Here is a 25,898-nt window from a genome sequence, read left to right as displayed (position 1 = left end):
CTGCCTTGGGATGCCGGTGTGCCGTGGACGACGATGCGGAGGCCGTGCGCCTCTCTGCCGCAACAGGGGAAGTCATCCGGCACTTCCACCCCACCGGCACCTTTAGCGGCGCTCACAGCCCCACCACCGGATCGTGCTCGGCCAGCGTGAGTTCGTCGGCGCGGAACCATAGCGGCCACGGTTCCAACGAGTCCACCCGGTACTTGCCTTCCACGACATCGGCCACCGTCGCGACACGGTCGAAATACATGCACGGGGTGGCGATGATCCGGACGTGATCGTTTGCGCGGAACTTGGTCACTGGTCAAATCCCATCAGGTCGAGCGGCTTGCGATACGGGTTGGTGGTGTCCGGGCGTTCGGCGTCGGGACGTTCCCCGATGGCCCATGACGCCAGTTCCCCGCCGCGAGCCATCCCGGCGTCCCAGCCGGTGGCCAGCAGCTCCCGGCGGCCAGATTCGAGCCTCTCGCCCATGCCGATGACCTGGCGGGCAAGCTTGTCGTTGAGTGTGGTCAGGCGCTCGATCTCAGCGCGCAGTTCGGTGTCGCTCATGGATTGTCTCCTTCAACGAGTGAAGCCGCCCCGGTTGGGACGGCTTCGATGTGGTCGGCTCGGGCTTTGAGCCATTGGACGGCGTGTTCTGCGCCGCCGTACGCGGTTTCGAGCGGGTAGGCGGCGGACGCTTCCCGGAGTGTTTGGGCGGCGTGCATCCTTCTGTTCATGGACTGGATATGCTCATCCGCCCCGTCCCGGTCCGCAGCTATCTTCCGGCGGAACTCGGCCAGCATGTGCGGGGCCGCGGCTTCCAGGGCGGTTCTGGTGTCGCCCCGGTGCCCGCGCTTGGTCTGCTCAGCCTCATCACCCCACGCGCACCCCGTGGACCGCTCGAACCAAGTACGCGCCGCCGCCTCCACCGCAGCCTCGGGGATCACTTGGCGACTTTCTGGTAGCCGAGCTTGTGGAGGTGGTGGGCGAGGACTTCGGTCAGGTCAACGGGTGGTCCGCTGATGACTGTCACGGGGATGTCGCGGATGTCCTGGACAAGTTCGTCGATGCTCATGCTTTGCTCCTGTAGGGGTTCTGTTCTGGGATCAGCGGCCATTCGCCGCCGGTAGTCGCGTACATCGTCACCATGCCCAGCTCCCACGCCTCGGCCAGCACGTGCGGGGTGGCGGCTTCGAGGGCGGCGCGGGCTGAAGCAAGGAAGAAGGGGATCTCTTCCGGCCCGGCCGATTCCCATGGCGCATCTTCCATGTAGCCGAAGATTCCAGCCGCCGCCGCCTCTACCGCAGATTCCGGGACGCTCATCAGCGCGCTCCCGCGGTGTTGGACTGTGGCAGCACCCCGGGGGCTTTCGTTGCGCCCGCCCACGTCGCGGTGATCGTGGTTGATCCCGGGTCCATCTGCCCGCCGCCGCGATCGACGTTGATTGAGACCCTGGCATCCGGTGGCACGGATTGGGCGAACGTCAGCAGGGATGCGGCCGTCAACCCTCCCGTGATCGTCATTGATGCTGTCGTGCTGATTCGCGGCTCATTGCTCATGATTCCCTCCTGGCGGTTTCGCGTGCAGTGTCAACAAAGCAGATGATCTGGACGACCGCCTCCTTGAGCTTCTGTGCATAGATGGTGTAGCCGGCGGCTCTCAGTCGCTCAGCGCTTTCAAGGACGGATTTGGCTTCCGCCTCGTGCTTGTCCGCGGCGGCAATCAGCGCCTCGCGTTCCGGTGTGGTTAGTTCGCTCATTTGTTGGGCTCGCTTTCTGGTGTCTTGCCGAAGTTTGCGAGGGCATCGCGGAACCATTCGGGCATTTTCGTGCGGGGTGATGGCCGGGGCGGGTCGAGCGCCCGGTTGCGGCTTTCGGCTAGGGCGCGCTGATTCCGGGCCTTGCTGAGGTTCGCGATGATGTGGGCTGGCATCAGGTAGTCGGCCGATGTTCCGCGGTGGATGGTGAGCGCGGCGAGTGCGATGCCGTAGTCGATGTGGCCGATGACCTCATGCCACGCCTCAACGGTGGCCGCATCCACCTTGCGGTTGTCGATCAGGGCCGCCTTGCCCAGCAGTTGGGCGGTTTCACTCTTCAACACTTCTGGCCTCCATGGCTTCTTGTTCTCTGAATTGGTCGGCCAGCTCGATGGCGGCCATTGCGCGTTCCGTTCCGGTTGCGCGTCGGGACTTTATTGATGCACCGGCGCCGTTGGCTTCGCGCTGGGCTTCGAAGATGAAACCGGGAAGCGCGCCGGGGCCGAGCGCCTTGGCGTACCAGAGCTCGATACCGCGGCGGATGAACGACTCAGCTATCCCGTCCTGAAGTGCGACGGTCACATGGGCTGTGAGGTCCTGTCGGGTCTTCGACGGCAGGGTCTCGGGGATGTGGTCGTTGAACGAATTCACGATCGACGCTCCGAGGTGAATGCGGGATCGTTGCGAAATTTCGTTTCCGCGCTCTGTTACGTAGTTACGAAACGGAACCACCGCATTCCCTTCCCCTTCCACTTCCCTTTCCATTCCCCCTTCCACTTCCCTTTCCTTATGTAGTCCTCTAGAGGACTCGGCAGGGCTTATGTAGGGCTCTGGAACTTCTCGGGTATCTTCCGCTTGTTTCCGGGGTTTTTGCTTGGCAACGTCCACCAAAGACAGGTCCATGTCGTCATATTTCGACCGAGAGGGGTTGGAGACCTTCTGGTGCTTGTGCCAATTCGTCACCTGGAGGACTTGGCCTGATTCGGAGTCGTACAGAGTAAGTGCGCCTATGGATATAAGACTCTGCAATCCTCTAGAGACCTCTAGAGAGTCGGCCGGGAAGACCTGCATCTTTATTCGCTTAGGCGAAAAAGGCATGTACCCCTGATCGTCAGCAAAGTTCCATAGTCCAATGAAAAGGAGCCGCTCCCACGGCTCCAACTCCACCAACTTCTCATCCGTCCAAAAATCAGGCTTCAAATTCCTGATGCGCGCCACTTAGAAACCTCCTTGGGTGTTGGTGGATGTTGTATTTGGGATCAAGGTTCTTGATGCACCAGGTCTCCCAGTCGCGAGCATCGCGAGTTGATGGGCAGTGCCACAGGTCCGCATAAGAGACCTCGTTCCACCAAGTCTTTGATCGACTGTGTGCCGTCCACCTGACGAATGGATTCCACGTATATCCCACGTACAGCAGGTTCATGTCCTTGTCGAATAGTCGATAGAGGAAGTCCCCTCCGGGGTTTGCCATGCCCCACTTCTTCCATGACTGCTTATCGACAATTGACAAGTTGCCAGACTTCCAAAACTCCGGCTTGGTGCTACGGATCCTCAATTGCTAGTCCTTTCTTGGTTGGTGTTCGTCGATCATGCCGCCACGAGCGTTTCGGCGCAGATGGTGCCAATGTCGCGCGCTGCGGGCGGCGTAACGGCGTTACCAGCCTGCAAGGTCCGCTCAGTCTTTGTCCCGAGGATCGTGTAGTCCCGCGGGAAGTCCATGCCCCACATCTGCTCATGGGGCTGGATCATGCGGAACATTGCGTCATCGATCAGCGGATCCGTGTATTCGAGGAGCGTGTGGTGGTTTCCGCCGCCCGTAATGGTGTCGAGAGGCTTGTCCAGGGTCTTTGCGACGCCATGCTTGCGCAGCGGAACGATGAGCGCGTGCCGGTCCCGTCCGGTGAATGTGGAGAATGGGACGTCAGTGCGCCGGGAACCACCCTCGCCGTAGTACTCGATGAGGAAGTTATCGGCCGCCTTGTGGAGTTGCATGCCAGACGCGATGCGTGCCAGCGTGTTGGCGGCCAATGGCTTGGGCCGGTCCCCGATGCGCTTTCCTGTCAAGGTCCAGTCGATGGCATCCGCGGCGGGCCGCACGGCCGGTTCGAGGATCTGGTTACGGCATGACGAGTAAGGGCACCTCCAGCTGTACTGCTGGCGGTATTTCCCGACAGTGCGGAGTGGGTTCTTCCATGACTGGATGCACTGGACCCTTCCGTGCGTCGGGCATTCGGCATGCGGGCGGAGCCGGTCGAAGTCGGGCTTACGGTTGCCCTTCTTCCAGAACACGATGTAGACGCGGTCGCGGGACTGCGGCGCGCCAGTACCGAATGCTTGGGCGTGCATCGAATTCATGGAGATGATGTGGTGCTCGTATCCGAGGTCATGCATGGATTGCAACCAGCCTCGGAACGGCCGCCACGCCGTGACCTCCACGACGTTCTCGGTCATGATGATCTCGTAGTCGTGGATCTCAGCGAAACGCGGAATGTCGTACATCGTGGCGCGGGATCGCTGGGCAGCCTCGTCCGGGATCGGCTCGCCGAATAGGACGTTCTGACCCTCCCAAAGGTCCCGCTTCACACCTTTGGCGCCCGTGAAGTTGGTGCATTCGGGTGATCCCCAGAGCATGGTCGTCCTGGGGATGAACTCGGGCCGGATGTGCGAGATATCCGCGCATGCATGGTCGGTGTCCGGATGGTTGTGGGCGTGGGACTCGATGGCGCGCTGCCAGTGGTTGAGTGCCAGCTTGACCACGACGCCGGGGATGGTGGAGAGCCCGGTGCTGGAACCGCCGGCACCGCAAAAGAAGTCGGAAACGGTAATCTCACTCATGTCGTCTCTTTCTCGGCGATTCTTGCCTTGGCTTTTTCGGTGATGGCTTCTGGGTCCAGCCCGCGCTCGGTCGCCCATTCCCAGAGCATCTCGGGGTAGTAGTCGCCGCCTTCGAGTTTGCCGTCGAGTTCGGCGGCGGCCTTGTCAGCCCACGTGCGGTTGACGCCCTGGATCTGGATGAGCATGTCGGCGATGACCGAGTCGAGCAGGTAGGAGAAGAGGTGCATGTTGCCTTTGAGGAGGCGCCGTTCTTTGGCCGCCGCGTCGGCGTCTTTCGGGTCGGGGCCAATGCAGTCGGTGAAGTACTCCAGCTGGGCGAGTCCTTCGATGATGCTCTTGTTGATGAGGATGTCGGCGGTGATGACGGGCGCTGGGAACGCGGCGGGCAGTGTCGACTGCCCTGCGAGTTCGCTCATGGTGTGCTCCTGAATTCGTCGGTGAGGTGCTTGCATGGTTCGGCGACGCACATGGCCCAGAGGCTCAGGCCGTGGGCCGTGTCGTGCCAGTCGGAGAGCGCGCGCCGGTTCGTCTCGTGGTCGGGCACGTCGGTGTCGTCGTAGGTGCCGCCGCAGTCGTCCTCGTGGTGGTAGCCGAGGGCTTCGAGGTCTTCCTTTTCGATCTCGAAATCAACTTCGACGTCCACCGTCTTGGACCCTGAGAGGATGCCGCCCTTTCGCCACTGGTAGTCCCGGTTCCATTCCTCCCGGGGGAGTTCCTTCACAGCTTTTTGCTCATCACGTTTGGCGGCCTGGATGGTCTTCCGGATCTCGGCCAGCTTCTGGGCTGGCGTCTTGGTGGTCATGCTGTCTCCTGAGTTCTTAGGGGCTTGCGCTTGCGTACCCAGTCCATGGGCTTCCCGGCCGCACGGAGCCGGGCCCGGTATTCCGCTTTTGCGATGGATCGGCACTTGCGGCATGCGCGGCCGCCGATCGGTGTCATGTAGACGTTCGAATCTTCGAGTGCGTGGCCGCGGTGGCAGTGAGTTTTGCGCGCGTTCTGCGCCATGATTCCTTCGCCCCGCATGATGTTTTCCAGTGGCGTGACCGGCTCAAGGTGTAGCGGGTTGACGCACTTCCGGTTCCGGCAGAGATGGTCGATGTGGAGGCCGTCCGGAATGGGTGCGACGTGAGCCTCGTATGAGATCCGGTGCGCCGGCCGGTTCTTGCCATCAATGAATAGCTGCCCATATCCCGCAGTGGACAGTTGCCCGGTCCATTCCCAGCACCCACTGTCGGACTCGATCCAGTTGGCCTGGATCGAGTCCGCTGTTGGCGCGGCCATCAGAGCTTCACGGGCATGATTAAGTGCCGCATGCCGTCGTGGCCGGACAGGAGAACAGGTTTGCCGAGGTTCTCCTGAAATTCGAGGACCACGTCGGTGGCCGGGCTGACGGAGAGTGACCATGCGAGGTACATGGGGTTGACGGCCACGACGACGTCGGTCCCGTCGATCTCGCACGGGAGGGTCTCGCGGCCCTGCGCGTCTTCACCGGTGCCGGCTTCGACGATCAGTTCGCCGTCGCACGCGGTGAGCCGGACGGGCGTGTTGCGTTCGGCAACGAGGGCCACGCGGGCGAGGACATCAGCGAACCCGGCCCGGTTCACCGTGACCTCGGTGTGCGAGGTGTCGGGGAACAGTGCCTTGATCTTGGGGAAGTCGCCGTCCATCTTGACCGAGGTCGTCGCCCGGTTGCCGGTGCGGATGCCGATGAGGTTGCCCTCGGACAGGATCGTCGCCTCGCCGGCCAGTGTCTTGACAAGGTCGCCCAACCATTTGCCGGGCACGAGCACGTCGATGTCGTCGCCGGTCGGGCGCCACGGGATGACAGCCTCAGCAAGCCGGTAGCGGTCGGTGGTGCGCATGGTCAGCTCGTCGCCTTCGGAGACGATGTGGACGCCGGTCAGGACTTTGATCGTGTCGTCGTTGGACGTGGCGCCGATGACCTGCCCGACAGCTGCAGCGAACACGTCGCCGTCGATCGTGCCGACAGCCGACGGCAGTGGGGGCATGGGCGGGAACTCGGACACGGGCATGGCGTGCATGGTGAACACTGCGCTACCGGCGGTCAGGGTGGCTTTGGTGCCGTCCACGGTGACGGTGACGGTCTTCTTGCCGAACTTGCGGATGATGTCCGTGAACATGCGGCCCTGCAGGAGGACCGTGCCCGGGGTGGTCACCTCGGCGGCTACCTGGGTGCGGGCGGACTTCTCGTAGTCGAACCCGGAGATACGGAGCCCGCCCTCCTGCGCCTCGATGAGGAGGCCGGAGAGGACCGGGACAGGCGGGCGGGGGCTGATGCCCTTCGATGCGAATGCGGCGGCGTCGGCGAGGGCGTCGGCGGTGAGTGTGAACTTCATGGTTGGTTCTCCCATAATCAGTGGATGTCGCGGGTGCGCCGGTATTCGCGCACCCATTCGTTGTCTGCTTCTGTTGGCGCGAGTAGCGATGTGCGGTAGTCGAGGTCGGCCGACTCTGCTGCGGCCATTTCGAGTCCGCGACGGCCGCCCCAGATCGGCGGCGGCAGTGGGCGGTGTGTGGGTTTGGCCGGCGGGTGGTAGGGCTTGGGTGGTGCAGGCGGCCGCGGTGCTGGTTTGACGGGCTGGACGGTGGCCGGGGGTGTCGCCGGTACGTCCTCTGGCACGTGCGCCGGGCGCCCGCGCAAACGGCCAGGATCCCGGTACACGTAGGGCTTCATGACGCTTCCAGGAGCCCTTCGAGGTCGAACAAGGTGGGCAGGGCCTGCTTGTTTTCCTCAGCCTCGAGGTACTTCACGGAGTCGAGGAAGTACCCGGCGTTGAGTTCGGAGCTGCGGCCCCTCCGGCCCAGCTTCAGGGCGCGCAGGGGGACCGTCCCCAAGCCTCCGAAGGGATCGAAGACGAGGTCGCCGGGGTTGGTGTACCGCTCGATGAGCCTGTCTACGATGTCGAACTGGAGCGGGCAGACGTGCATCTGGACGTTGCGGCGCTTCTGGTCCCCGTTGAGGGTCAGCATCCGGTTCACGTCGTGCCACACGTCGGGCGCCCATGACCCGGGCATGAGGGACATGAACGTGGCCGGAAGTGCGCCCTTGCCCTGCAGTGCTTCGCCGACTTCGATGTGGGATTCGTAGTCGTACACCTCGCGGAGGGTCTGTTCGGTGAACAGCCTGGACCGCTGATCGACGGGCAGGGCGGCCAGCTCGTCCGGGGTGAGGTGCCGGTCGCCGCTCGAGCGCCAGTTGGCGTGCGCGTCTACCTGCCAGCGGGCGAGTGAGTAGTCTTCTTTCTCCTTGGTGACCCGGTCGTCGGCGTAGCCTTTGGACCGGTCGGTCTGGGGCTTGTGGAAGAGCAGGATGTACTCGGGGGAGCCGACGCCCATCTTGGTCCCGTCCTTGCGCATCTCGGTGTAGCCGAGCCGGTAGGTCTGGTTGTTCTCGCGGACGACGTCGGTGACGACTGTGACCATGCCCATGTAGTCGAATCCGTGCTTGATGCCGTGGAAGAGCGCCTCAGCGTGGAAGGGGCTGACGGTGGGGATGCCGGCCCCGGTGACGTTGCCGAAGTTGATGCGGTCCTTGACGTGGCAGGCGTAGATCCGGCCGGGTCGCAGGACCCGGAGCAGCTGCGGGGTGAGGAAGTCCATCTGGGCCCAGAAGTGGTCGTTGTCGTCCGTGTGCCCGAAGTCGTTGTAGCTGGGCGTGTACTCGTAGTGGTTGGAGAAGGGGATCGACGTGACGACCATGTCCACGGAGTTCTCGGCCATGTGGTTGGTTGCCTCGTCAACGCAGTCGTTGTTGGCGAGGGTCCAGCCGTCACCGGATGCTTCGATGCGCTCGATGCCCATGGAGCGGGTGAGGGCTTCGGTGATGGAGTTCCGGGACAGCCCGTACGTTTTGATGATGTCGGTCATGGTGTTGGTCAACTCTCTGTGCTGCGCCCATTTGTCTTTGAGGGCGGTCACCACCTCGCCTTCGGATTCGGCGTGGATGAGGTGCACGGTGCAGGGGCGGGCCTGGCCGAAGCGTTGGATGCGGTGCCAGGCTTGGAAGATGTCGTTGAAGCGGTAGTCCACTCCAACGAAGATCGCCTCATTGCATTGCTGGAAGTTCAGGCCCTGCCCCAGCTGGATGGGCTTGCCGATGAGAGCGTACGTTTCCTTGTCCCGCCACTGGTCCAGGCGGCGTTCGGCCTCGTCCGTAGTGATGGAACCGTGGACGCTGGAATAGGTGAGTCCGGCCGCCTTTAGCTCCCGCTCGATGGCGTCCTGCTCCGAGTTGAGGTGGCACCACAGGATGATCTGCCCGTCATCCTTGGCATGGTGCGCCATGACCATTTCCATGAGCTTCCCGACGCGGGCCGGGAGGCTGTCGCGTTTCTCCTTGGCCACACCTTGTAGGTCTTTGGCGCCGCCGCGGAAGAGCCTGACCTGCCCGTCGCGGTCCACCCCTGCGGTGGAGTGGTCAACCGGCACTTCGATCCAGTCCACGTCCAGCGGCGGGAGGTCGTATCCCTCATCGGAGTAGCCGAGGTCGGAGGGCTTCTGCAAGAAGATCGACCACGAGTTCAGCCACATGAAGAACTCTTCCCGTTTGTGCGGGTAGAGGGTCAGGTTGTTCGCCTGGGTGGAGTCGCGCTGGAACCATCGGGTGAGCGCTTGACCGGTGTCCATGACGCCAAGGAACCCGGCGTAGTGGATGAGTTCCTTGTACCGGTTAGGGGATGGGGTGGCGGTGGCCACGAACCGGTAGGGGACGTCGGCGAAGAGGCTGAGGAACGTCTGGTAGGTCTTGGAACCGAAGCTGCGCAACACCCCGGCCTCATCCAGTGAGACCGCGGTGAACAGGTTGACGTCAAGTTTCCCGTCGCGGACCGTCTCGTAGTTGGTGATGTAGATGCCGTCGCCGGCCATGTCCTCGGCTCGCCGGATGAAAGTCACGTCGATGCCGAGCTTGCGGCCGTCGCGGATGAACTCGCCGCGGACGCCGAGCGGGGCGATGATCAGGGCCCGGCCGCCGGCGTGCGCCAGGGTGAGCTTCAGCGTCTCCAGCTGCATCATGGACTTGCCCATGCCGAAGGCGGCGAAGATTGCCCGGCGCCCACCTTCGACCGCCCACCGGACGATGTCGCGCTGGTGTTCCTTGAGGATGGGATTGACGGCCGTGGCGGGGACGGGCTGCCCGTAGTCGCGTTCGAAGTCCGCCTTTGCCTTCAAGAACTCGGTGTAATCGGTGGTGCTCATCGGCCCTCCTTCGGGTACGAAAAAGGCCGCTCATTGGCGGCCCTTGGTTTGGCGCGTTGTGCGCGCATGACGTTGGCGATTGCTTGGTCTTCGGTTGGTCTTCGGACGGTGCGGCGGGCTTTTTCGTCGGCGTCCTCGGTGCGGCGTGCGGTGACGTGGTGCTCACATTTGGAGTTCATGCAGCCGAACTGTGACCGGCACATGTAGCAACAGACATCCCGCGTCATGCGGATTCGGCCAGTCGGGCGTCGTTGTAGTGGCGGATGCCAGCGAGGATCGCGTGGCAGCACCAGAGGAACCGGAAGCCGAACTCGTCCCAGTTGAGCTCCCACGAGTCGTGGTACTGGAAGCCGCTGGAGATGAACCGGGCGATCACGTCGTGGCGGCCGGCGGCGGATTCGTCTTCGTACGGGTCGAAGAGGCTGTCGCGTATGTCCGCCCAGATCTGCGCGGCGACGTCGGGCTCGTATTCCTCGCGGCGCTCCCAGAAGTTCTCCAGCACCCAGCGCTTGAACAGGTCCTCGCTGTGCTCCCGGACGTCCCCGTTCCTGTCGATGGCCTGCAGCTTCTCGGCCCAATAGTCCGCGTTGACGTACGAGGAGTTGAACCAGACGAACATGTCCTGTTCGCGGGCGAACACGTAGGTGCCCATGTCCCCGAAGATTGTCAGTTGGCCGGGGGTGGTGATGATGCTGAACCAGCCCATAGAGGTATTCGGATCCGAGAACCGGAGGTGGCGGTACAGCCCGTCGTCATGCAGGACGGTCATCTCGTGCTTTTCGACGTCGAGATTGAAGCGCTTGCGGACTGTGGGGTGGTAGTCGTTGAAGACTGTCAGCGGCTTCATGCGGCATCGGCGCGGTGCGTAATGTGCTCGCGGATCATGGCCGGCTGGAACCCGGACCAAACAACGTCGCCTTCGATGGTGGAGGCGACGACGACGGGCATTTGCCGGTAGTTGAGGGTCTCCGTGACGTACCGGTAGGCGTCGGCGTCCTCTTCGACGTTGACGGTGGTGTAGACGACGCCCTCGCGGTCGAGGATCTTCTTAGTGAGGTCGCACTGGCTGCAGTCGTACTTGGTATAGACGCAAACTGCGGCGGCGGCGAGTTCCTGTGTGGGGTGGTTCATGGCGTCCTTTCGGGGTTGCGGCGCCGCTCAGTAGTAGTAGGAGGAATACTCCTACTACTACTGAGTTGGACGCCGGGCATGAAAAAGGCGCCTCATGGGCGCCTTGGGTGGTGGTGCGGTGGGGGTTATCCCCAGCCGCCTTGGTTGGTGGTCTGGTTGGCGCTGGACTGGTTGCCCCAGCCGCCGCCTTGATCGGCGGGGTTGCCGCCCCAGTTGCCGCCGTCTCGATGCTCGGGCGATTCGTTGGCCGCGAAGGCCTGACCGTGGAAGGTGAGGTCCTTGCCGATGGACTCGACCCGGATCTCGTCAACGGAACGCTTTTCGCCTTCCTTGGTTTCGTACTCGCGGGTGACGAGTTCGCCGTAGACGATGACGTTGTCACTCTTCTTCGTCAGGTTGGCGATGTTCTGGGCGCGGGCCAGTTTGCCCTGGTCCCATGCGGCGCATCGCCAGAACTTGGTGGGCTGGTCCTTCCACTCGTTGGCCTGCTTGTCGAACTTCTGGGCCCGGACTGCGACGGTGAAGTTCGTGACCGCTGATCCGGACTGCGCGTACCGCAGCTCGGGGTCAGCGGTCAGCCGGCCCTTGATGGTGAGGTAGGTTTCCTGGCTCAATTGGCTTCCTCTGCAATGAATGATTCGGCGTGGAGCTTGATGTCCAGCACCTTTTCGTTGGTGATCCCGGCGATTCCGCTTGCCGTGGAGCCCAGCCAGCTCGGACCATCGAAGAGGACGATGACATGCTCTCCGGGCAGGTCTTCCCACTTATCGACGCCGACGGTTTCGAGGATCCGCATGATGTGGTCGAGTCCGTAGGCTGTCCCGAATCGGCCGATGTGCTTGCCGTCGTCGTCCTTGCGTGGCTCGTCCAAGCAGTAGCCGCCGACTCCGATCCCGCCGCCCTTCCACTCGATGTGCAGCATGGCGGTCATGACGCCGTGATCCCGCGTGCCCAGCGATGTGCTCTTGATGGTGCCGATCTGGCCGCTGTAAGTCTTGCCCTCGTGCTCGATGGTCGTTTTGATGCGGGTCACTTGCTTTCCTCTGCGATCTGTTCAAGCACGCCGATCCACTGCCGGGCGGTTTCGGGGTCGATGTGGATGTAGGTCGCGCCGTCGTGCATCCGGAGCATGTGGCCGGACACGACTGACGGCCCGGATGGTGGCTGGATCGGCCCGGCAACGATTGTCACGGACGGGTAGAGGTCCTTGCTCATTTGCTCTGCTCCTGGTGGTTGTCTTCTCGTACTGCGGCGAGGATTTTCTGTGCGTCCTCGGCGCTGATCTTGTTCGGGTGGTCCCATGTGGCGCCGATGACTTGCCCTGCCGTTGCGATCATCTGGGGCCCGTCGCCTTCGTAGCCGGCGGCGGTTAGTGCGTTGGTGATTGCCTGCCACTGCGCACGCCACGGCTCGGTAGGCGGCTCGGCGAGCAGGTCAACGTGGTGCTGCTTGACCTTCTTTTGGCTGAGGCGGACCGGTATGGTGAACGGGGCGTCAATGTGCGACATGGCAACCACCTCGACCCCACCGACCGGCTCGCCCGCGTAGATCACTTCGGGGTTGTTGACGAGCTTCACGGACCGCCCAACCCATACGTCCGACTCGACACCCCACCCGTGTGCGACGACTCGGAGCATGCCCTTTGATGGTTTCCATGGGCGGCCGTCCATGCCTGCGAGGTCGATGATGACTGGCTTGACCGCATCACCTCGGCGCACGGCGGCGATGGTTGCCACGATGGGCGCGCCGCTAAGGTCCGACGCGTTGAGCTGATCCGACTTGGCTACTAGTGCCTTCGAGATGTCCATTGCTAAAACACGATCTCCAATTCTGCGAAGTGGTCCACACGTTCGGTCATGGGCATGTCCGCGGTGGCGGCGAGGTAGGTGCTCACCATTTCGGCGGCTTCCATCTCAAGCCAGGCCGCGGCCGCGATGATCGCTGCCCGCCATTCAGGGTTTGGGTAGACCCGTTTCCTCCAGAGCTTCATGCCTCCGGAGTAGCTGGTGTAGTCGATCCAAGCCCTGCCGGAGACAAGCATCCCGGTTTGGAGTTGCGCCATATTCTCGGCCGGCACCTCATTGGCGAGGACTGTTTTGAGCTGGATCCTCTGGGCCCGGCTCTTGATCTCGATCAGTCCGTCTTCGCCGACGAGTCCGTCCGGTGAGTACCCGATCTTGAAGCCCTCGAAGTCCCGGACCATGAACCCGAGTTCGGTGACGGGTGCGTGGTGTTCGGAGTAGACGTCTCTGGCGTAGGGCTCATCCAGGGTGCCGCGCTCCATGGCCCGCGATGTCGGTACCGGTTCGACGTGGCCGGTGATCCGTTCGGCTGCGAGCGTCAGAACGAGGCCGCGCGCCGTGTCACTGGTGCGGTCCACGGTGATCACCTTGTCCAGTTCGCGTGCCGCTGCGGCGCGTGCCGGGTGGAGTGTCTTCAGCGGGCCCGGTGAGCGTTTCCCGGTGCATGGGTCGGCCGCTGATGCATCACATTCGGGGCAGTCGGTTTCTATCGCTGACGGCTGGCGGGAAGTGACGAGCAGCCCGACGACGGATGCGGTCACGAGGCCGCACCGTTCAGCCAGCCACTCGGGCGATCCCTGCTCTAGGTCCTTGAAAATCTGCAAGCTCATGTGTCCCCAATCTGGGCATAAAAAAACCGCCTATCTGGCGGTAGCTGATCTTTCAATCTCAGTCGTTTCCGGTTCCCCATGTTCTGGGCAGTCGGGTTCAGTTGTCCGCGGCCATCGCGGGTTGTATACGGACCGTGGGCAGGTGCATCCTAGAGCCCGCATGATGGGCACTTCCCGCCTTCAACGTGCCGCTTATCGACTCGCCGGCACATGATGATTCGGCGGGTGTGGATGGCGGCGACGAGTTCGGCGTGGTTGTCCCGGAGGCCCGCCTCACACTCAGCCACGGTCTGGCCGATCCCAAATGATGGCGATTCGCTTTGTCAGGCGGAACCAGTGGATCGTCGTGTCCCTTCGCCGCATCAAGTCGCGCCCGAAGATCCTGGACGATGTCGTGAAGTACTTCATGCCATCCACCTTTCCCGTAGCTCGGCGGCCCGCTTACCGTGTTCCCTAAGCGCCAACCGGACTCTCACTTCTTCGACTCTGGCAATCTCTCGGTCTAACGCGCCGTGCCATTCCCGATCGAATGCTTTCTGCGCGTCCCGGTATTTCCAACCAGCGAGGACGAACCCTTCCAAGTCCTCTACCTGACCCGCCGTGAGCCGCCCGCGTTCGAACAGGTGCCGGGCCGCGAGAATCCCAAACCGGATCCGCTGGGCTTGGTACTGGGTCACGGCTTCCGTCCTTTGTGGATAAGTTGCTTCGGCTCGTAGTACTGGCACCAGCAGCCGCACTGCTTGAGACTCGGATCGGCTGAGAGTGCGCCATGCTCCCAGTCCCATACGTCGTCGGCGTCGGCTGACGTGTGCCATCCGCGATTGCAGCAACCGAACCGGCAGCCCCAACATGCGGTGTAGCAACCGATCATTAGTGCGGGCGTGAATGCCCGTCGCTGGCTCATGGGGTCGGCTCCAGGGCGGCGCGGAGGGCTGCGGCGTCGATCTTCCATCCGTGCTTGGCTGACCAGTTCGCAAGTTCGGCAACGACAGCGAGCCGCGCCTGCTGGTTGCGGACAATCGCGAGGAGGTGGGGGACGTCCGTGCGGGCGTGCGCGATAAACTCGGCGTCGTCCTTGGTGAGCTCGTCCTCGTCGCACCAGTCTGCAATCTGGATGTTCCCGCCATGCGCCCAGACGGAAACGTCCAGCCGCCCGCGAGCGGTGCACGGTGCGCACGCCTTCATCTCCCACGGACCCTCGGTCGCCCTGTCCACCCGGCGCTGGATCTGGTCGAGTTCGTCCCCGTCGCCGCCGGCCATGCTGATGAGGTGTTCGTCGTAGCTGCTCATGATTCCTTCCGGTGTTTGCCGGTGCCGGGGATGGTCTGCCCGACACGGACGAGCGCCCATGCCTGGTGTTCGCGGATCCGGGTCTCGGCTGACTGTTCGGCGGCGTGCTTCGGGTAGCGTGCGTGGTTGCTCATCGTGTCCTGCTTTCGAGTCGGGCGATTAGGTTGTTGTTGTCTTTGACGATGGCTTCGAGGTTGTCGGCGATGCGTTGTAGTTCGGCGACGATGGGTCCGTGTGGTTCGGCGACTATCTGCGCGGTCAACATTTCGTGTGCGAGTGAAGCCGCCCGAACAACTGCGGCGGCTGAATCGTGGTCGATCATGCCTTCGCCGATTTGCTTAGCCCGCAGGTGGGGCAGTAGATGGTTGTCGCATCGAACTTCTGGAAGGAATGCCCGTACCAAGACGTGCATGTCTGCGGCGCCGCGTTGTTGGAGAGCCGGGCCTGAAAGTCTGACGGGCCGAACAATGACGGCCACCACCAGTAGCTGCCGCTCATGCTCCGTACCGGCTTTCGAGTCGGGCTTCTTCGCGTTGCATTTCGGCGTAGTCTTCGGCTTCGTCCTGGGCGCGTGCGGCGAGGCACGTTTCGCACTCGTCGCAGTCGCCGTCCCCGCAATCCTCAACATCCTCGGGCGGCAACATGTTCTCGAAGTGGCGCTGGGCAGACTCGAAACCGGGGATGCTCATGACCACTCACCGCGGTTCCATGCGTCCGCGGCCTCAGCGGCCAGGCGCTCGTCATCGAGGGCCTCCAGTGCGGCCAAGTTCCGGTCATGCCGGATCGCCCGGGGGATCAGGACAATCGCGCCGACGATGATGAAGGCGAAAACGAGGACATGGAAACCGTTCATGATTCGCTCCCTACTGCGGCCCACACGTCAATGCGGGCACCTTTGCGGGATTTGAAAGTGGACGGCTTACGTCCATGCGAGGTGATGTAGCCGCGGCTCAACGCCAGACCGAACGCGAGGCCTGACCAGTTAGCGTGTGCCGGCGGGCGCATCTCACGGCGCAGATCGTCGGCGTCCACGGTCCCGCGCTCATTCGCTATCGAGTGGATGACGGCCACCGCATCCGCAAGCCACAACTCGCGGGACTCTTCCAGCACCGCGGCCCTGGTCACGCGGACATCACCGCGTACAGGCGGCCGAGCGTGTGGGCGTCGGCGGTGTCCAGCGACTCGTTGACGCGCGCCGTCCGGGCCTCGCGCTGCATCTGGTCGTAGATCGGTGTTTCGCTCATGCTGTCCTCTTCCTTATCGCGTAGGCGGCGATGTCGTCTTTGATCCGCATCTCGCGGGCCAACTCCATGGCGATGGTCAGCTCATCCGCCGCGAGCTTCAGGTTGCCCCGGAGACTCTTCGGGTGGGGCTTGCCGCGGGGGATCGGATGGGTTGCAAGGTGGCGCCGGGTAGCGCGGTGCGTCGGGTCGCTCATGCGGCGGCCTGCAGGAGGGCCGCGGTGATGTCATCGACACGGTCAAGGTTCGGGTTGTCTATCAGCCACTGGTCAAACGCTGTATCGCCAAGCCATACGCTGGATCGATAGCCATTGCGGCTTACGGCCGACGCAACCGCAACGTATGTTCGACCCAACGCAAGCGCCTTGCTGAGGATCGTCCGAGTCGGGTCAGATAGCACCTCATGGTCGAACTCGGTGTACTCCTCCGCGTTGCGCGTTGCGGTTTCTAGGGTTAGGGCCTGCGCGGACCTGTTCCATGCGGACGATTTTTGCCCGGACTGAGATTCGTACTGCTTAGCGTTAGAGCTCCGACACTTCCGGCATGAGCCATTACGGCCATTGGTGTTATCGCCACGCAGGGAAAACCATTCGCCGGGGAGCAGCAGCCCGCACTGGTTGCAGGTCTTAGCTATGAGCGTCCGGCCAGAGGGTGCCATGGGGTCTCTAAGACCGAACTGTCCAACCTTTACGCCCAAGTGATGTCGCCGTTGAGCAATCGAAGCAACGGCGCGGCCGGGGAGAATCTTGCAGAGATCTTTGCTCGTCATGGTTGACGTGCGGATAATTTCGTCCTCGTCAGCCGTCCACGCAAAGTTTTTCCTCACCCAGCCGGATCGAATTTTGTGGCGCATCTGGCCAATAGCGCTTCCCGTACGGCTTAGACGGTCGCCAACCTCACGTGCGGGCCGGTCCATGGTGGATGCGACATGCTCCACCTCCTCGTCGGTCCACGGGCGCCGGTTCACGCCGCCACCGCCAGACGGCGCGCAGCAGCTGCCGCGTTGATCTCGTCCTGGACGTTCCGGATGGCCAACTCGCCGGTTTCGTCCCAGTGCTGCAAGACGTAGGCGTAAGGGTCGATCACGTCCTTGGCGTCGTCTCGCTTTTCGATGCGGCGAGCGGTGTACCGAGCCTGCGAGAACGTGATCTGTACGCCCTCATCTGCGGCAACTTGCATGACGAGTGAAAGGTAATTGGGCACGACAAAGGCCCCTATCTCTCCAGAAAGTACCTAGAGGTAAGTGATGGGTACTGCGGTGGGGGGTGTGCCCTGAGACGGGCGAGGTGGTGCGGGTGCCGGCGGTTACGCTGCGGCGGGTGGTGCCTTAGGCGGAGATGCTTTCTTTGAACTGCTGACGAGCGTTGCGGATCTTGCGTTTCGCCGGCGTGGGGCTCATTAGCTCTTCGATGTCGCGGATATTCTGCGGCGTGAATCGGTAGCTGCGGCCTTCGCGGAGGTGAGGCCATGCGTTTTCTCGGCACTTCTTCCAGACGGTCTCGGTGGTGAATCGAAACTTGTCAGCGACTTCAGGGACTGTGTAGAGCTTGTCCAACGGATACCCTCCTTTCTGGGTCTAAGTTGTGTGTACTTGTGTGCGGAGCAAGCTAAACACAAGTAGACCCAACTTACAAGCAGGTAATTACACCGGTGTCGTTCGGGGAGAAGGCAAGTACCGCGCCAGCACTGGGAAGTAGAGGGAATTATTGGGGCAGAAAAACCCATTTCCGCATACGATGGAACACGTGCAGACACAAGTAGACGCAACTCGGAAACAGATAACCTTGCTGGCTAAGAGGCAGCGCGGGGCGAAAACCCGTGAAGAGTTCTTCAATGGCTTCGAAGGCATCTCGTTCAACACTTATGCGAATTTCGAATCAGGAGTTGCCTGGCCGCGGCACAAGACCCTTAGCCAGTTGGAGCATCTGCTCGGCTGGAAGGAGGGGATCATCGAGGAAATCGAGGCACTTGAGGTTGATCCCGCGACCCTGACACTCGCTCACATGCACGGTGACGAGTCCTTGGCGACTCCGGCCACGTCGCTTTCTGAATATCCATCCACCGCGCTGCTTGCCGAGTTGGCCCGTCGCGAGGCTGAGCGTGCGCGGGGCAACATGCGCCTGGCGGCATCCGAGGGTGGAGAGGACGGAATTGGGCCGGAGGACAGCCCTCAAGACTGAGGCGGCGCATTCTGTCGGCGCCGGCTCGTAGAGTGTTTGCGCATGAGGGTCGAACGTTGGATAGACAGACTGGGGGTCACTGTGGTGGAGCGTCCGTGCCCGCATGGATGGTGGGGCTTCTATGACCCCGACAGGCACGAGGTGACACTCCGCCCGCATCTGGGGCCAGTGCAGCGCCGATCGACGTTGGCTCACGAGCTGGGGCACGCTTTCTACCGGCACGTTGGGACGACCCCAAAGCAGGAGCGCCAGGCTTCGGACTGGGCTGCGCGGGTGCTGATCACGCCGGGTGAGTTTGAGTCTGCAACCCGGATATTTGATGCCGTGGCCGCTGTTGCGAATGAGCTGAACGTGCTGCCCCGGGACGTCCGCCACTACGCGAAGTTACGGCAGGAAAGTCGTGCTGACGCCGTCAGCAGTCGGGCATAAGAGGCATGAATCCAACCCAAGAAAACACAACTTGGAGGGTATGGAAAACCCCGGAAATCCGCGAGTTTCCAGGGTTGCCTAGGGGGGTTCAATTCCCCCCATCTCCACCATCGGAGTGCCGGAGACGGTGCTCCACCCCGTAAAGTTCCACCCAAAAGGCCGGAAGCGTCAGCTTCCGGCCTTTTGCTTTGCCTGTACAGCCCGGCTGGCGGGCCGTGCTCAGCGCTTCTTGATGTGGGCGACCGGGTCCGCGTGCGTCTCAGCGACGTTCTTGGTCTTCTTCTCGGCCCGTTTTTCCTTGATGGTTTTCACGGCCTTCTTGGCCGTGCTCCGGTGCGGCGTTTTGTCAGGCATGTGGGCGCTCCCTCACAGCGGGGGCCGGGATAGCCCCTGTGGTACTAAGTTACGCCTCGGGCACCGCAACGTCCACGATGCCGACAAACCGGCTGCCCACACCCTCGTACTCGCTGCGGACCAGCCCGGCGGCCAAGCCGGGGATCTCGTAGGGCGCGTGGTGGGCGCAGCACACGTAGGTGAACTCCGGCCACCACTTCTTCGGCCGGGCCGCCTCGGAGAACCCGCAGACTGCGCACGTCAGCTGGACCCAGATGGGGCGCTTGCCGGTGCGGTTGGCCTTGGACTGCACAAGCCATGCCGGCGGGTTGTCCAGGAGGTCGCCGAGCTCGGCGTCGCTCAGCCGGGGCGGGATACCGTGACGGTGGGCCATTTCCAGCGGAATGTCGAGGATCTGGGCTGCAACACGACGGGTAATCATCCTTCAACGATACGGGATGGGAACGTCCCCGAACCGCCGTCAGGACGCCCGGGTAAGGTTCGTCACAGCCCCGTGAGGGCCGTTCCGAGCGCTGCCGCCGCCAAGCCGGCGAGCAGGTTCGCGGCAAGGTTGAGGGCGGCGGCGCGGTAGCGCTTCTCGCTGACCAGCCGCACCGTCGCTGTGGTCCAGGAACTGAAGGTGGTGAGGCCGCCGGCGAGCCCGGCAGTGAGGCCGGTCTGCCACTCGGTCCCAAGGCCCAGCTGCCCCGTGATCCCCAGGGCGGCGCCGATGATGAAGGAGCCGGACACGTTGACGGTGAGGGTCGCCCAGGGCCAGTGCGGATGGCGTCCTGGGTGGTGCGCAAACCAGGAGTCGACGGCGAAACGCAGCAGGGCGCCGGCGACACCGAACACTCCCACCAGCACGGCGGTGATCATGCGCTTCCACCGCCCAGATCGGCCAGGGCCTTGCCGGTTTTCCAGCCGGCGGCCGCGGCGCCGAGGCCCAGGACCAGCGACAGGGCCAGGTAAGCCGTCCAGCTGGCATGTAAACCGCCACGGAACTGCTGGCCGATGGCGAACACCACGGCCGAAAAGGTGGTGAAGGACCCCAGCAGTCCGGGCCCGAGTCCGGCCCGCAGCCAGAACGCTGTTTTCGGCCGTGCGATCCAGACCGTGGTGAGCGCCGCCAAAACAAAGCTGCCGACGACGTTGATCACCAGGGTGGTCCAGGGGATGGTGCCGGCTGTCTCGGGGAACAGCAGACCGGCACCGTAACGCAGTTCCGTTCCGATCAGGCCGCCGGCGGCGACGGCCGCCCACGCACGCCAGCCCTTAGTTTCGCTCAAGGCTGCAGCCGGGATGGCCGGACTCGCTGTGGACCCAGAGGGCGGAGGCGACTTCCTCGGCGAGGTCGAATTCGTGCCGGGCCGCACCGGATCCGATACGCACCACCAGGGCGCCGCCGAACGGCTTGCGGCCGAGGACCTCGACCTCGGCGTCCAGATCGATCTCCTCGGCCGAGAGGTAACGCAGCAGCTCGGGGTTGTCGTCGCTGATCCGCGTGATCCGGCCGGTGTGCCCGTCATCGAGTTCGCTCAGCCGGTGGGCCGCGGGCACCTGGACGGAGCCGTCCGCCGCCGGGATCGGATCGCCATGCGGGTCCCGTACCGGGTTCCCGAGCTTGGCGGCCATCCGCTCGATGAATGTCTCAGAGACGGCGTGTTCCAGGAGCTCGGCCTCGTCGTGGACCTCGTCCCAGCGGTAGCCGAGCTCCCGGACCAGGAACGTTTCAATGAGCCGGTGCCGCCGGACCATGGACAGCGCCAGCCGGACGCCGTCGGCCGTCAACGTGATGGCGCTGTAGGGCTGGTGGTCCACGAGGCCCTGGTCCTTGAGCTTGCGGACCATCTCGGAGACCGAGGAGTTGGCCACGCCGAGTCGTTGGGCCAGCTGGGTGGAGGTAATGGGCTTGTCCTGCCACTCCGTAAAGGAGTAGATGACCTTGACGTAGTCCTCGATCGAGGAGGAGGGCAGGCTGGTCTTCACAGTTTCCAGCCTACCGTCAGGCGGCGGCGGGATTGAATCCGATGCTCAACAGCACAACGGCCGGGATCAGCGTGACCGCACGGCGGATCATCAGCGGGATCCGGATCTTGAGCAGCCCCTGCATGATGGATCCACCGGCATAGCAGCCCACGGACGTTGAGGCCAGGCCGGAGGCAAGCAGCCCGACGGCGAAGATGACGCCGATGACCGGGCCAAGATTGGTGGTAATTGCGGCATGGGCGCCTTCGATGGTGTCCGTTCCCTCCACACCGCCCAGGGTCGATGCGGCCAGCAGCAGCATGCCGATGTTCACGATGCCGGCGACGGCAAGGGCCGCCCCGACGTCCCAGCGGGTTGCCCTTACGAGGCGGGCGAGGGCCTGCGCGGAGATCGGGAGAGTTGGGTCCGGACGGTGTCTGTCCCTGGACAGGGCAGAGTGGACGTAGATGGCGTGAGGCATCACCGTGGCGCCGAGCATGCTGGCGGCCAGCAACACGGTGTCCGGACCCTGGAAGCCCGGTATCAGTCCCGCGGCGACACCCGCAGGGTCGGGCGGACTGACAAAGAGGCCCGCCAGGAATCCGATCGTTATGATGCCGAGCAGGAACATGATGATGAACTCGAAAGGCCGCTGCCTGTTCCGGGCCTGCACGGCGAGCAGGGCCATGGAGACCCCGCCGACGATCACGGCACCGAGGGGCAGGGGCAGCCCGAAAAGCAGGTCGAGCGCGATCGCACCACCCACCACCTCGGCAAGGTCGGTGGCGGCGGCCACGAACTCGGCCTGGACCCAGAACGCACGGCGCCAGAACGGCTTGAGCCGCTCGCCGAGGAGCTCGGGAAGACTCTTCCCGGTGACGATCCCGAGCTTGGCGGACTGGTATTGCACCAGTACAGCCATGAGGTTGGCCGCCACCAGGACCCAGACCAAGAGGTAGCCGTACCGGGCGCCGGCCGTGAGGTTTGCCCCAACGTTGCCGGGGTCCACGTAGGCGATCGCGGCGACGAACGCCGGGCCCAGCAGGCCGATCATGGCCCGGCGGCCACCCGGTTTCCGCCGGACGGGTGCTTCCGGCGCCGTAGATTCTTTTCCTGATACTTCCAGTACGGCGGGCTCCCTGGGTAGGTGCGTCGACAACGACGCGGCCGGTTGCGGAAATGGGCGGCGGCACCGGAATTTGCTAACGCCTACAAATAGTTATCGGTTACACCGAAAATACTAGGGGCAGGGTTGCCTGTCCGGGGCCATGCCGGCGTTTCTGACGTGCCGCCCCGCCGGAGTCAGGCCCCGACGGCCCGCCGGAGTCGTGCCGCCCCGCCGGAGTCAGGCCCCGACGGCCCGCCGGAGTCAGGCCCCCGCCGGAGTCAGGCCCGGACGGCCCGCCAGCTCTGCGTCAGGTAAGGGAGCGGGAGGACCTCTCCGGGGTGGTGGCCGAGGTGCTCGTGCAGGTACCAGTCGAGGTTGCCCAGGACCTTGGCCCGGGTCGCCTCATTGGCCGCCAGATAGTAGCTGCGGGACTTCGTCAGCTCCATGATGTCAGCGGTGCACACCGGATCTTCCCAGCGGGTGAGGTGGCTCTGAAGCCCCGTGAATTCCGGGCCGAGGGGCGGTCTGAAATCGGGCTTGTGGACATCGCCGGCATGCATGATGCGCGAGAGGCGGTGCACCCAGGGAACGGAGGTGTCCAGCTGGTTCCAGATCAGCCCCAGCACACCGTGGGGGCGGAGGATCCGTGCGATCTCCGTGCTGGCCACGAGCGGATCGCACCAGTGCCAGGCCTGGGCGACGGTCACGACGTCGAACGCCCCGGCGGGCAGCCCGGTGTGCTCGGCGGTCCCTACGACGGCGGTGACGCCCGGAAGCGTCCGGCGCAGCTGGTCCAGCATGTCGGCGGAAGGGTCCACCGCGACCGTGTGCAGGCCGCGCCCGACCAGCAGTGCCGTGAACTTACCGGTTCCGGCGCCGAGGTCCGCGGTGTCCCCCGCGCCCGCGGGGATCAGCCAGTCAGCCGAGTCGGCAGGGTACCCGGGGCGGACGCGTTCGTAGTGTTCCCCGCCGTCCTGGAAGCTCTGCCCCAGCTCCTGGCGGCGTTCCTGATGCAGCTTGGGTCCGCCGCGTGTCACGTGCGATCTCCTTCGGCAGGTCCGGGTTGGTACCTTTCGAATTTACCGCACGCGGCAGGGCCGTCGCCCCCACCGGACCTCACCGGGACCCCTCCGTGACACCCGGGGGAGCCCCACCGGGACCTCACCGGGACCTCACCGGGGACGTCAGTGCTGGGTGCAGGGCGCCGCGCCGGCGGTGCCGGGCGTGTTGGGGGCCCAATGCGGGTAGGTGCGGGTGTCGTTGGACGGCACCCAGCGTCCGGCATCCACGACGTAGTCCCAGCCGAGGCCGGTGCGGCGCAGCTCCTGGAGGGCGGCCAGCAGCCGCTGGGCGTCTTCCAGCCGGGATCCCAGGCCGAAACTGGCCCGCAGGGAGCCCGAGGGCAGCCCGAGCCGCCGGAGCAGGGGGTGCGCGCAGAAGCGGCCGTCCCGCAGCCCGATGCCGTGTTCGGCCGACAGGTACGCCGCCACGAGGCCCGCGTCGTAGCCTTCCACCGAAAAGTTGACGACGCCGATTGTGCCGGTACCCGCGGCGTTGACAGGCCCGGCGCCTGCCGGAGAGTCGAAGGATGCACTGTCCGGGAAGATCTGGTGGACCGTCACGCCGTCGATCCGGGCGAGGCCCTCGACGAGGAAGGACCGGATCGCGTTTTCGTGCGCGTGCCACTGGTCCACGTCCAGGTCCGCGATCACCTGGGTGGCCCGGGCCAGGGCAGCGGCGCCGAGGACGTTGGGGGAGCCGCCTTCATGCCGGGCGGGGCCGGTGGTCCAGCTGACACTGTCAATCCGGGCGTCCTGCACGGCCCCGCCGCCGGCCAGGTGCGGGGTACCGGCGTCGAGCCAGTCGGGGCGGCCGACCAAAACCCCGGCGCCGAACGGTGCGTAGAGCTTGTGCCCGGAGAAGGCGAGGTAGTCGACGTCGTCCGCGGCGATGTCGATCCGCCGGTGCGGCGCCAGCTGGGCGGCGTCGACGACGATCCGGGCGCCGTAGTCGTGGGCCAGGGCGGCCAGGGCCCGGATCGGCAGGATCTCGCCGGTGACATTGGAGGCGCCGGTCACGGCGAGCAGGCTGACGCCGCCGTGGGCGAGCTCCGCACGGAGCAGTTCCAGGGTGGCGGCGAGCGTGGGGGCGGCGATGACGCTGCGGTGCGGGACGCGCTGCCACGGCAGCAGGTTGGCGTGGTGCTCGATGTCGAGGTAGAGCACCTCGCCGGTGGGCACGCCGCCGGCGGCGGGCAGGCAGCCGGCCAGCAGGTTCAGGGAATCGGTGGTGTTCCGGGTGAAGATCACCGCGTCGTCCGGCCGGCCGCCCACAAACTCCCGGACAATCGTGCGGGCGTTCTCGTAGACCGAAGTGCTGATCTGCGAGGCGTAGCCGGCGCCGCGGTGGACGCTGGCGTAGAACGGCAGGATCTCATTGAGGTAGGCCGAGACGACGGACAGGGCAGGGGCCGAGGCGCCGTAGTCCAGGTTGGCGTAGCGGACGTGGCCGCCCTGGATCAGCGGTGCCTGGATCTCGGCGCCGGTCACCGCGGCCAGCGGGCGGCGGGCCACGGCGAACCGCGCGTCGGGACGGGCCTGGCTGGCGCCGGCTTGGAATTCAGGAGTGGCGGGAATGGTGGCAGTCGTCATGGGACCTCGCTCGAAAAGGACCCCACGCACCGGGGATCCGCGCTTGCCGGGTCCGGACCGGACCGGCCAGGTCGTCACCCGGGGCACCCCGCCGCGAATGGAGGGTTGCCGGCCAGCAAACCGGGGTTTCGCGCTGGCACTCGTGACCTGCATCGAGCGTAGGTCACGCCCGCTGCTGCAGAAAAGACGGGGCAGGAATGTGAAGCGCTTTGTTACGGGACTTCTCTAGAGCAGGTCGTCCAGGCCCGGGTTGAGGCGCTTGAGGACCTCCGAGTGCAGGATGGAGTTGGTGGCCAGGGCGTTGCCGCCGAAGGGGCCGTCCTCGCCTTCGAGGGAGGTGAAGCGCCCGCCGGCCTCCGTGACAATCGGGACCAGCGCGGCCATGTCGTAGAGATTCAGTTCGGGCTCGCAGGCGATGTCGACGGCACCTTCGGCCACGAGGCAGTAGGACCAGAAGTCCCCGTACGCACGGGTGCGCCAGACCTCTTCGGTGAGGCCAAGGAACTCGTCGAGGTTGCCGCGCTGCTTCCAGCCGCCCAGGCTGGAATAGGACAAGGACGCGTCCGAGAGTTCGGAGACGTTGGAGACTTTCAGCCGGGTCGCGGCCGCCAGCGAACGGCCCATGTAGGCTCCGGCGCCCTTGGCGGCCCACCAGCGCTTGCCCAGCGCCGGGGCGCTGACCACGCCGACGACAGGTTCGCCCTCGTCGACGAGGGCGATCAGCGTCGCCCAGACGGGGACGCCGCGGACGAAATTCTTGGTCCCGTCAATCGGGTCGATGATCCAGCGGCGGGAGCCGTGGCCGGAACTGCCGAACTCCTCGCCGAGGACGGCATCGCGGGGACGGGAGCGGGAGAGCTGGCCGCGGATGGCTTCCTCCACCGACTTGTCGGCATCCGTCACCGGCGTCAGGTCCGGCTTCGTCTCAACCCGAAGGTCAAGCGCCTTGAAGCGGCTCATGGTCTGGGAATCTACGGAATCTGCCAGTACATGGGCAAGGCGCAGGTCATCGTTGTAGCTCGAAGCGGGTTGACTCATGGTTCCAAACTACCGCCAAAGCGGGCGGCGGGGCGGGAGGCCACGTGGCTGCGCCGCGGGATGCCGCGGGATACGGCCCGCCGCGCGCTGGCTGACGGCCCGGC

The 25,898-nt window shown here is 64.4% G+C and carries 45 protein-coding genes, 1 pseudogene and 1 riboswitch; of the genes and pseudogenes, 2 read left to right on the top strand and 44 right to left on the bottom strand.

Annotation, left to right across the window (positions count from 1 at the left end; genetic code table 11):
* Positions 1-112: 112 nt before the first annotated feature.
* The 35 genes from ACZYZ3_RS11420 to ACZYZ3_RS11250 form a co-directional block, all read right to left on the bottom strand.
* Positions 113-301: a hypothetical protein gene (locus ACZYZ3_RS11420; RefSeq protein WP_463963939.1), complete on the bottom strand. Its 189-nt coding sequence runs from the start codon at positions 299-301 to the stop codon at positions 113-115.
* The gene (locus ACZYZ3_RS11415) at positions 298-552 is read right to left on the bottom strand and encodes a hypothetical protein (RefSeq protein WP_463963938.1); all 255 of its coding nucleotides are present in this window, start codon (positions 550-552) and stop codon (positions 298-300) included. Before ACZYZ3_RS11415 ends, ACZYZ3_RS11420 begins: the two co-directional genes overlap by 4 nt.
* On the bottom strand, positions 549-932 hold the full coding sequence (locus tag ACZYZ3_RS11410) for a hypothetical protein (protein WP_463963937.1): 384 nt from the start codon (positions 930-932) through the stop codon (positions 549-551). The genes ACZYZ3_RS11415 and ACZYZ3_RS11410 overlap by 4 nt, the downstream gene beginning before the upstream one ends.
* Positions 929-1,060 carry a hypothetical protein gene (locus ACZYZ3_RS11405; RefSeq protein ID WP_463963936.1) on the bottom strand — a complete coding sequence of 44 codons (132 nt, stop codon included), beginning with the start codon at positions 1,058-1,060 and terminating at the stop codon, positions 929-931. Before ACZYZ3_RS11405 ends, ACZYZ3_RS11410 begins: the two co-directional genes overlap by 4 nt.
* A complete protein-coding gene (locus tag ACZYZ3_RS11400; protein ID WP_463963935.1) occupies positions 1,057-1,308 on the bottom strand; it encodes a hypothetical protein in 252 nt (83 codons plus the stop codon). Before ACZYZ3_RS11400 ends, ACZYZ3_RS11405 begins: the two co-directional genes overlap by 4 nt.
* Complete coding sequence (locus ACZYZ3_RS11395; RefSeq protein ID WP_463963934.1) at positions 1,308-1,544, bottom strand: hypothetical protein; 237 nt, start codon at positions 1,542-1,544, stop codon at positions 1,308-1,310. Before ACZYZ3_RS11395 ends, ACZYZ3_RS11400 begins: the two co-directional genes overlap by 1 nt.
* Complete coding sequence (locus ACZYZ3_RS11390; RefSeq protein ID WP_463963933.1) at positions 1,541-1,744, bottom strand: hypothetical protein; 204 nt, start codon at positions 1,742-1,744, stop codon at positions 1,541-1,543. The genes ACZYZ3_RS11395 and ACZYZ3_RS11390 overlap by 4 nt, the downstream gene beginning before the upstream one ends.
* Complete coding sequence (locus ACZYZ3_RS11385) at positions 1,741-2,085, bottom strand: hypothetical protein (protein WP_463963932.1); 345 nt, start codon at positions 2,083-2,085, stop codon at positions 1,741-1,743. The genes ACZYZ3_RS11390 and ACZYZ3_RS11385 overlap by 4 nt, the downstream gene beginning before the upstream one ends.
* Positions 2,072-2,959 (bottom strand): hypothetical protein, encoded by an 888-nt coding sequence (locus ACZYZ3_RS11380; protein WP_463963931.1) that lies wholly within the window; start codon positions 2,957-2,959, stop codon positions 2,072-2,074. The genes ACZYZ3_RS11385 and ACZYZ3_RS11380 overlap by 14 nt, the downstream gene beginning before the upstream one ends.
* Positions 2,931-3,212: a GIY-YIG nuclease family protein gene (locus ACZYZ3_RS11375; RefSeq protein WP_463963988.1), complete on the bottom strand. Its 282-nt coding sequence runs from the start codon at positions 3,210-3,212 to the stop codon at positions 2,931-2,933. The genes ACZYZ3_RS11380 and ACZYZ3_RS11375 overlap by 29 nt, the downstream gene beginning before the upstream one ends.
* A gap of 116 nt (positions 3,213-3,328) precedes the next feature.
* A complete protein-coding gene (locus ACZYZ3_RS11370) occupies positions 3,329-4,576 on the bottom strand; it encodes a DNA cytosine methyltransferase (RefSeq protein ID WP_463963930.1) in 1,248 nt (415 codons plus the stop codon).
* Positions 4,573-4,992: a hypothetical protein gene (locus tag ACZYZ3_RS11365; RefSeq protein ID WP_463963929.1), complete on the bottom strand. Its 420-nt coding sequence runs from the start codon at positions 4,990-4,992 to the stop codon at positions 4,573-4,575. The genes ACZYZ3_RS11370 and ACZYZ3_RS11365 overlap by 4 nt, the downstream gene beginning before the upstream one ends.
* Positions 4,989-5,378: a hypothetical protein gene (locus ACZYZ3_RS11360; protein ID WP_463963928.1), complete on the bottom strand. Its 390-nt coding sequence runs from the start codon at positions 5,376-5,378 to the stop codon at positions 4,989-4,991. Before ACZYZ3_RS11360 ends, ACZYZ3_RS11365 begins: the two co-directional genes overlap by 4 nt.
* Positions 5,375-5,857, bottom strand: a complete 483-nt coding sequence (locus ACZYZ3_RS11355; protein ID WP_463963927.1) for an HNH endonuclease signature motif containing protein — start codon at positions 5,855-5,857, stop codon at positions 5,375-5,377. Before ACZYZ3_RS11355 ends, ACZYZ3_RS11360 begins: the two co-directional genes overlap by 4 nt.
* Positions 5,857-6,933 (bottom strand): DNA polymerase III subunit beta, encoded by a 1,077-nt coding sequence (gene dnaN / locus ACZYZ3_RS11350; RefSeq protein WP_463963926.1) that lies wholly within the window; start codon positions 6,931-6,933, stop codon positions 5,857-5,859. Before dnaN ends, ACZYZ3_RS11355 begins: the two co-directional genes overlap by 1 nt.
* A 334-nt stretch (positions 6,934-7,267) precedes the next feature.
* Positions 7,268-9,793, bottom strand: coding sequence for a DNA methyltransferase (locus ACZYZ3_RS11345; RefSeq protein WP_463963925.1), 2,526 nt, complete (start codon positions 9,791-9,793; stop codon positions 7,268-7,270).
* The gene (locus tag ACZYZ3_RS11340) at positions 9,790-9,972 is read right to left on the bottom strand and encodes a hypothetical protein (protein ID WP_463963924.1); all 183 of its coding nucleotides are present in this window, start codon (positions 9,970-9,972) and stop codon (positions 9,790-9,792) included. The genes ACZYZ3_RS11345 and ACZYZ3_RS11340 overlap by 4 nt, the downstream gene beginning before the upstream one ends.
* 44 nt (positions 9,973-10,016) lie before the next feature.
* On the bottom strand, positions 10,017-10,640 hold the full coding sequence (locus tag ACZYZ3_RS11335) for a hypothetical protein (protein WP_463963923.1): 624 nt from the start codon (positions 10,638-10,640) through the stop codon (positions 10,017-10,019).
* The gene (locus tag ACZYZ3_RS11330) at positions 10,637-10,924 is read right to left on the bottom strand and encodes a glutaredoxin domain-containing protein (protein WP_463963922.1); all 288 of its coding nucleotides are present in this window, start codon (positions 10,922-10,924) and stop codon (positions 10,637-10,639) included. The genes ACZYZ3_RS11335 and ACZYZ3_RS11330 overlap by 4 nt, the downstream gene beginning before the upstream one ends.
* A gap of 125 nt (positions 10,925-11,049) precedes the next feature.
* Positions 11,050-11,538 carry a single-stranded DNA-binding protein gene (ssb, locus tag ACZYZ3_RS11325; protein WP_463963921.1) on the bottom strand — a complete coding sequence of 163 codons (489 nt, stop codon included), beginning with the start codon at positions 11,536-11,538 and terminating at the stop codon, positions 11,050-11,052.
* On the bottom strand, positions 11,535-11,957 hold the full coding sequence (locus ACZYZ3_RS11320; protein ID WP_463963920.1) for a hypothetical protein: 423 nt from the start codon (positions 11,955-11,957) through the stop codon (positions 11,535-11,537). Before ACZYZ3_RS11320 ends, ssb begins: the two co-directional genes overlap by 4 nt.
* Complete coding sequence (locus tag ACZYZ3_RS11315) at positions 11,954-12,139, bottom strand: hypothetical protein (protein WP_463963919.1); 186 nt, start codon at positions 12,137-12,139, stop codon at positions 11,954-11,956. Before ACZYZ3_RS11315 ends, ACZYZ3_RS11320 begins: the two co-directional genes overlap by 4 nt.
* Positions 12,136-12,732, bottom strand: a complete 597-nt coding sequence (locus ACZYZ3_RS11310) for a hypothetical protein (RefSeq protein ID WP_463963918.1) — start codon at positions 12,730-12,732, stop codon at positions 12,136-12,138. The genes ACZYZ3_RS11315 and ACZYZ3_RS11310 overlap by 4 nt, the downstream gene beginning before the upstream one ends.
* A gap of 2 nt (positions 12,733-12,734) precedes the next feature.
* Positions 12,735-13,556, bottom strand: a complete 822-nt coding sequence (locus tag ACZYZ3_RS11305; protein ID WP_463963917.1) for a YqaJ viral recombinase family protein — start codon at positions 13,554-13,556, stop codon at positions 12,735-12,737.
* A gap of 404 nt (positions 13,557-13,960) precedes the next feature.
* A complete protein-coding gene (locus ACZYZ3_RS11300) occupies positions 13,961-14,233 on the bottom strand; it encodes a hypothetical protein (protein ID WP_463963916.1) in 273 nt (90 codons plus the stop codon).
* Between the two features lie 223 nt (positions 14,234-14,456).
* Positions 14,457-14,846, bottom strand: coding sequence for a hypothetical protein (locus ACZYZ3_RS11295; RefSeq protein WP_463963915.1), 390 nt, complete (start codon positions 14,844-14,846; stop codon positions 14,457-14,459).
* Complete coding sequence (locus ACZYZ3_RS11290; RefSeq protein WP_463963914.1) at positions 14,843-14,980, bottom strand: hypothetical protein; 138 nt, start codon at positions 14,978-14,980, stop codon at positions 14,843-14,845. Before ACZYZ3_RS11290 ends, ACZYZ3_RS11295 begins: the two co-directional genes overlap by 4 nt.
* A complete protein-coding gene (locus ACZYZ3_RS11285) occupies positions 14,977-15,168 on the bottom strand; it encodes a hypothetical protein (protein WP_463963913.1) in 192 nt (63 codons plus the stop codon). Before ACZYZ3_RS11285 ends, ACZYZ3_RS11290 begins: the two co-directional genes overlap by 4 nt.
* A 172-nt stretch (positions 15,169-15,340) precedes the next feature.
* Positions 15,341-15,535, bottom strand: coding sequence for a hypothetical protein (locus ACZYZ3_RS11280; protein WP_463963912.1), 195 nt, complete (start codon positions 15,533-15,535; stop codon positions 15,341-15,343).
* Positions 15,532-15,699 carry a hypothetical protein gene (locus ACZYZ3_RS11275; protein WP_463963911.1) on the bottom strand — a complete coding sequence of 56 codons (168 nt, stop codon included), beginning with the start codon at positions 15,697-15,699 and terminating at the stop codon, positions 15,532-15,534. The genes ACZYZ3_RS11280 and ACZYZ3_RS11275 overlap by 4 nt, the downstream gene beginning before the upstream one ends.
* Before the next feature lie 268 nt (positions 15,700-15,967).
* On the bottom strand, positions 15,968-16,090 hold the full coding sequence (locus tag ACZYZ3_RS11270; RefSeq protein WP_463963910.1) for a hypothetical protein: 123 nt from the start codon (positions 16,088-16,090) through the stop codon (positions 15,968-15,970).
* Positions 16,087-16,284: a hypothetical protein gene (locus ACZYZ3_RS11265; RefSeq protein WP_463963909.1), complete on the bottom strand. Its 198-nt coding sequence runs from the start codon at positions 16,282-16,284 to the stop codon at positions 16,087-16,089. The genes ACZYZ3_RS11270 and ACZYZ3_RS11265 overlap by 4 nt, the downstream gene beginning before the upstream one ends.
* Positions 16,281-17,054 carry a hypothetical protein gene (locus tag ACZYZ3_RS11260; protein WP_463963908.1) on the bottom strand — a complete coding sequence of 258 codons (774 nt, stop codon included), beginning with the start codon at positions 17,052-17,054 and terminating at the stop codon, positions 16,281-16,283. The genes ACZYZ3_RS11265 and ACZYZ3_RS11260 overlap by 4 nt, the downstream gene beginning before the upstream one ends.
* Complete coding sequence (locus ACZYZ3_RS11255; RefSeq protein ID WP_463963907.1) at positions 17,051-17,290, bottom strand: hypothetical protein; 240 nt, start codon at positions 17,288-17,290, stop codon at positions 17,051-17,053. Before ACZYZ3_RS11255 ends, ACZYZ3_RS11260 begins: the two co-directional genes overlap by 4 nt.
* Before the next feature lie 124 nt (positions 17,291-17,414).
* Entirely contained in the window at positions 17,415-17,642 is a 228-nt protein-coding gene (locus tag ACZYZ3_RS11250; protein ID WP_463963906.1) for a helix-turn-helix domain-containing protein, read from the bottom strand.
* A 151-nt stretch (positions 17,643-17,793) separates the two neighbouring features.
* Here ACZYZ3_RS11250 and ACZYZ3_RS11245 point away from each other — a divergent pair, with 151 nt between their 5' ends.
* Positions 17,794-18,267 carry a hypothetical protein gene (locus tag ACZYZ3_RS11245; protein WP_463963905.1) on the top strand — a complete coding sequence of 158 codons (474 nt, stop codon included), beginning with the start codon at positions 17,794-17,796 and terminating at the stop codon, positions 18,265-18,267.
* Between the two features lie 42 nt (positions 18,268-18,309).
* Positions 18,310-18,696, top strand: coding sequence for an ImmA/IrrE family metallo-endopeptidase (locus ACZYZ3_RS11240; protein ID WP_463963904.1), 387 nt, complete (start codon positions 18,310-18,312; stop codon positions 18,694-18,696).
* 219 nt (positions 18,697-18,915) lie between these two features.
* On the opposite strand, the gene ACZYZ3_RS11235 is transcribed toward ACZYZ3_RS11240, so the two are convergent.
* From ACZYZ3_RS11235 to hisN, 9 genes and pseudogenes are all read right to left on the bottom strand, one after another.
* Entirely contained in the window at positions 18,916-19,050 is a 135-nt protein-coding gene (locus ACZYZ3_RS11235) for a hypothetical protein (protein WP_463963903.1), read from the bottom strand.
* 49 nt (positions 19,051-19,099) lie between these two features.
* Positions 19,100-19,471 (bottom strand): hypothetical protein, encoded by a 372-nt coding sequence (locus tag ACZYZ3_RS11230; RefSeq protein ID WP_463963902.1) that lies wholly within the window; start codon positions 19,469-19,471, stop codon positions 19,100-19,102.
* Positions 19,472-19,533: 62 nt separating this feature from the next.
* A complete protein-coding gene (locus ACZYZ3_RS11225) occupies positions 19,534-19,908 on the bottom strand; it encodes a fluoride efflux transporter FluC (RefSeq protein ID WP_463963901.1) in 375 nt (124 codons plus the stop codon).
* Entirely contained in the window at positions 19,905-20,318 is a 414-nt protein-coding gene (locus tag ACZYZ3_RS11220; RefSeq protein WP_463963900.1) for a fluoride efflux transporter FluC, read from the bottom strand. The genes ACZYZ3_RS11225 and ACZYZ3_RS11220 overlap by 4 nt, the downstream gene beginning before the upstream one ends.
* Positions 20,305-21,018 (bottom strand): metal-dependent transcriptional regulator, encoded by a 714-nt coding sequence (locus ACZYZ3_RS11215; protein ID WP_463963899.1) that lies wholly within the window; start codon positions 21,016-21,018, stop codon positions 20,305-20,307. The genes ACZYZ3_RS11220 and ACZYZ3_RS11215 overlap by 14 nt, the downstream gene beginning before the upstream one ends.
* 19 nt (positions 21,019-21,037) lie before the next feature.
* Positions 21,038-22,051 (bottom strand): annotated as a pseudogene (locus ACZYZ3_RS11210) (Nramp family divalent metal transporter); the annotation flags it as partial.
* A 332-nt stretch (positions 22,052-22,383) separates the two neighbouring features.
* On the bottom strand, positions 22,384-23,142 hold the full coding sequence (locus ACZYZ3_RS11205; RefSeq protein WP_463963898.1) for a class I SAM-dependent methyltransferase: 759 nt from the start codon (positions 23,140-23,142) through the stop codon (positions 22,384-22,386).
* A gap of 147 nt (positions 23,143-23,289) precedes the next feature.
* Positions 23,290-24,756, bottom strand: coding sequence for an aminotransferase class V-fold PLP-dependent enzyme (locus tag ACZYZ3_RS11200; RefSeq protein WP_463963897.1), 1,467 nt, complete (start codon positions 24,754-24,756; stop codon positions 23,290-23,292).
* Between the two features lie 34 nt (positions 24,757-24,790).
* Positions 24,791-24,904: riboswitch (SAM riboswitch) on the bottom strand.
* A gap of 77 nt (positions 24,905-24,981) precedes the next feature.
* Entirely contained in the window at positions 24,982-25,794 is an 813-nt protein-coding gene (gene hisN / locus ACZYZ3_RS11195; protein WP_463963896.1) for a histidinol-phosphatase, read from the bottom strand.
* Between the last annotated feature and the right edge of the window lie 104 nt (positions 25,795-25,898).

This window comes from Pseudarthrobacter linnaei (assembly GCF_055412825.1).
This window is presented reverse-complemented; position numbering and strand designations above follow the sequence as displayed.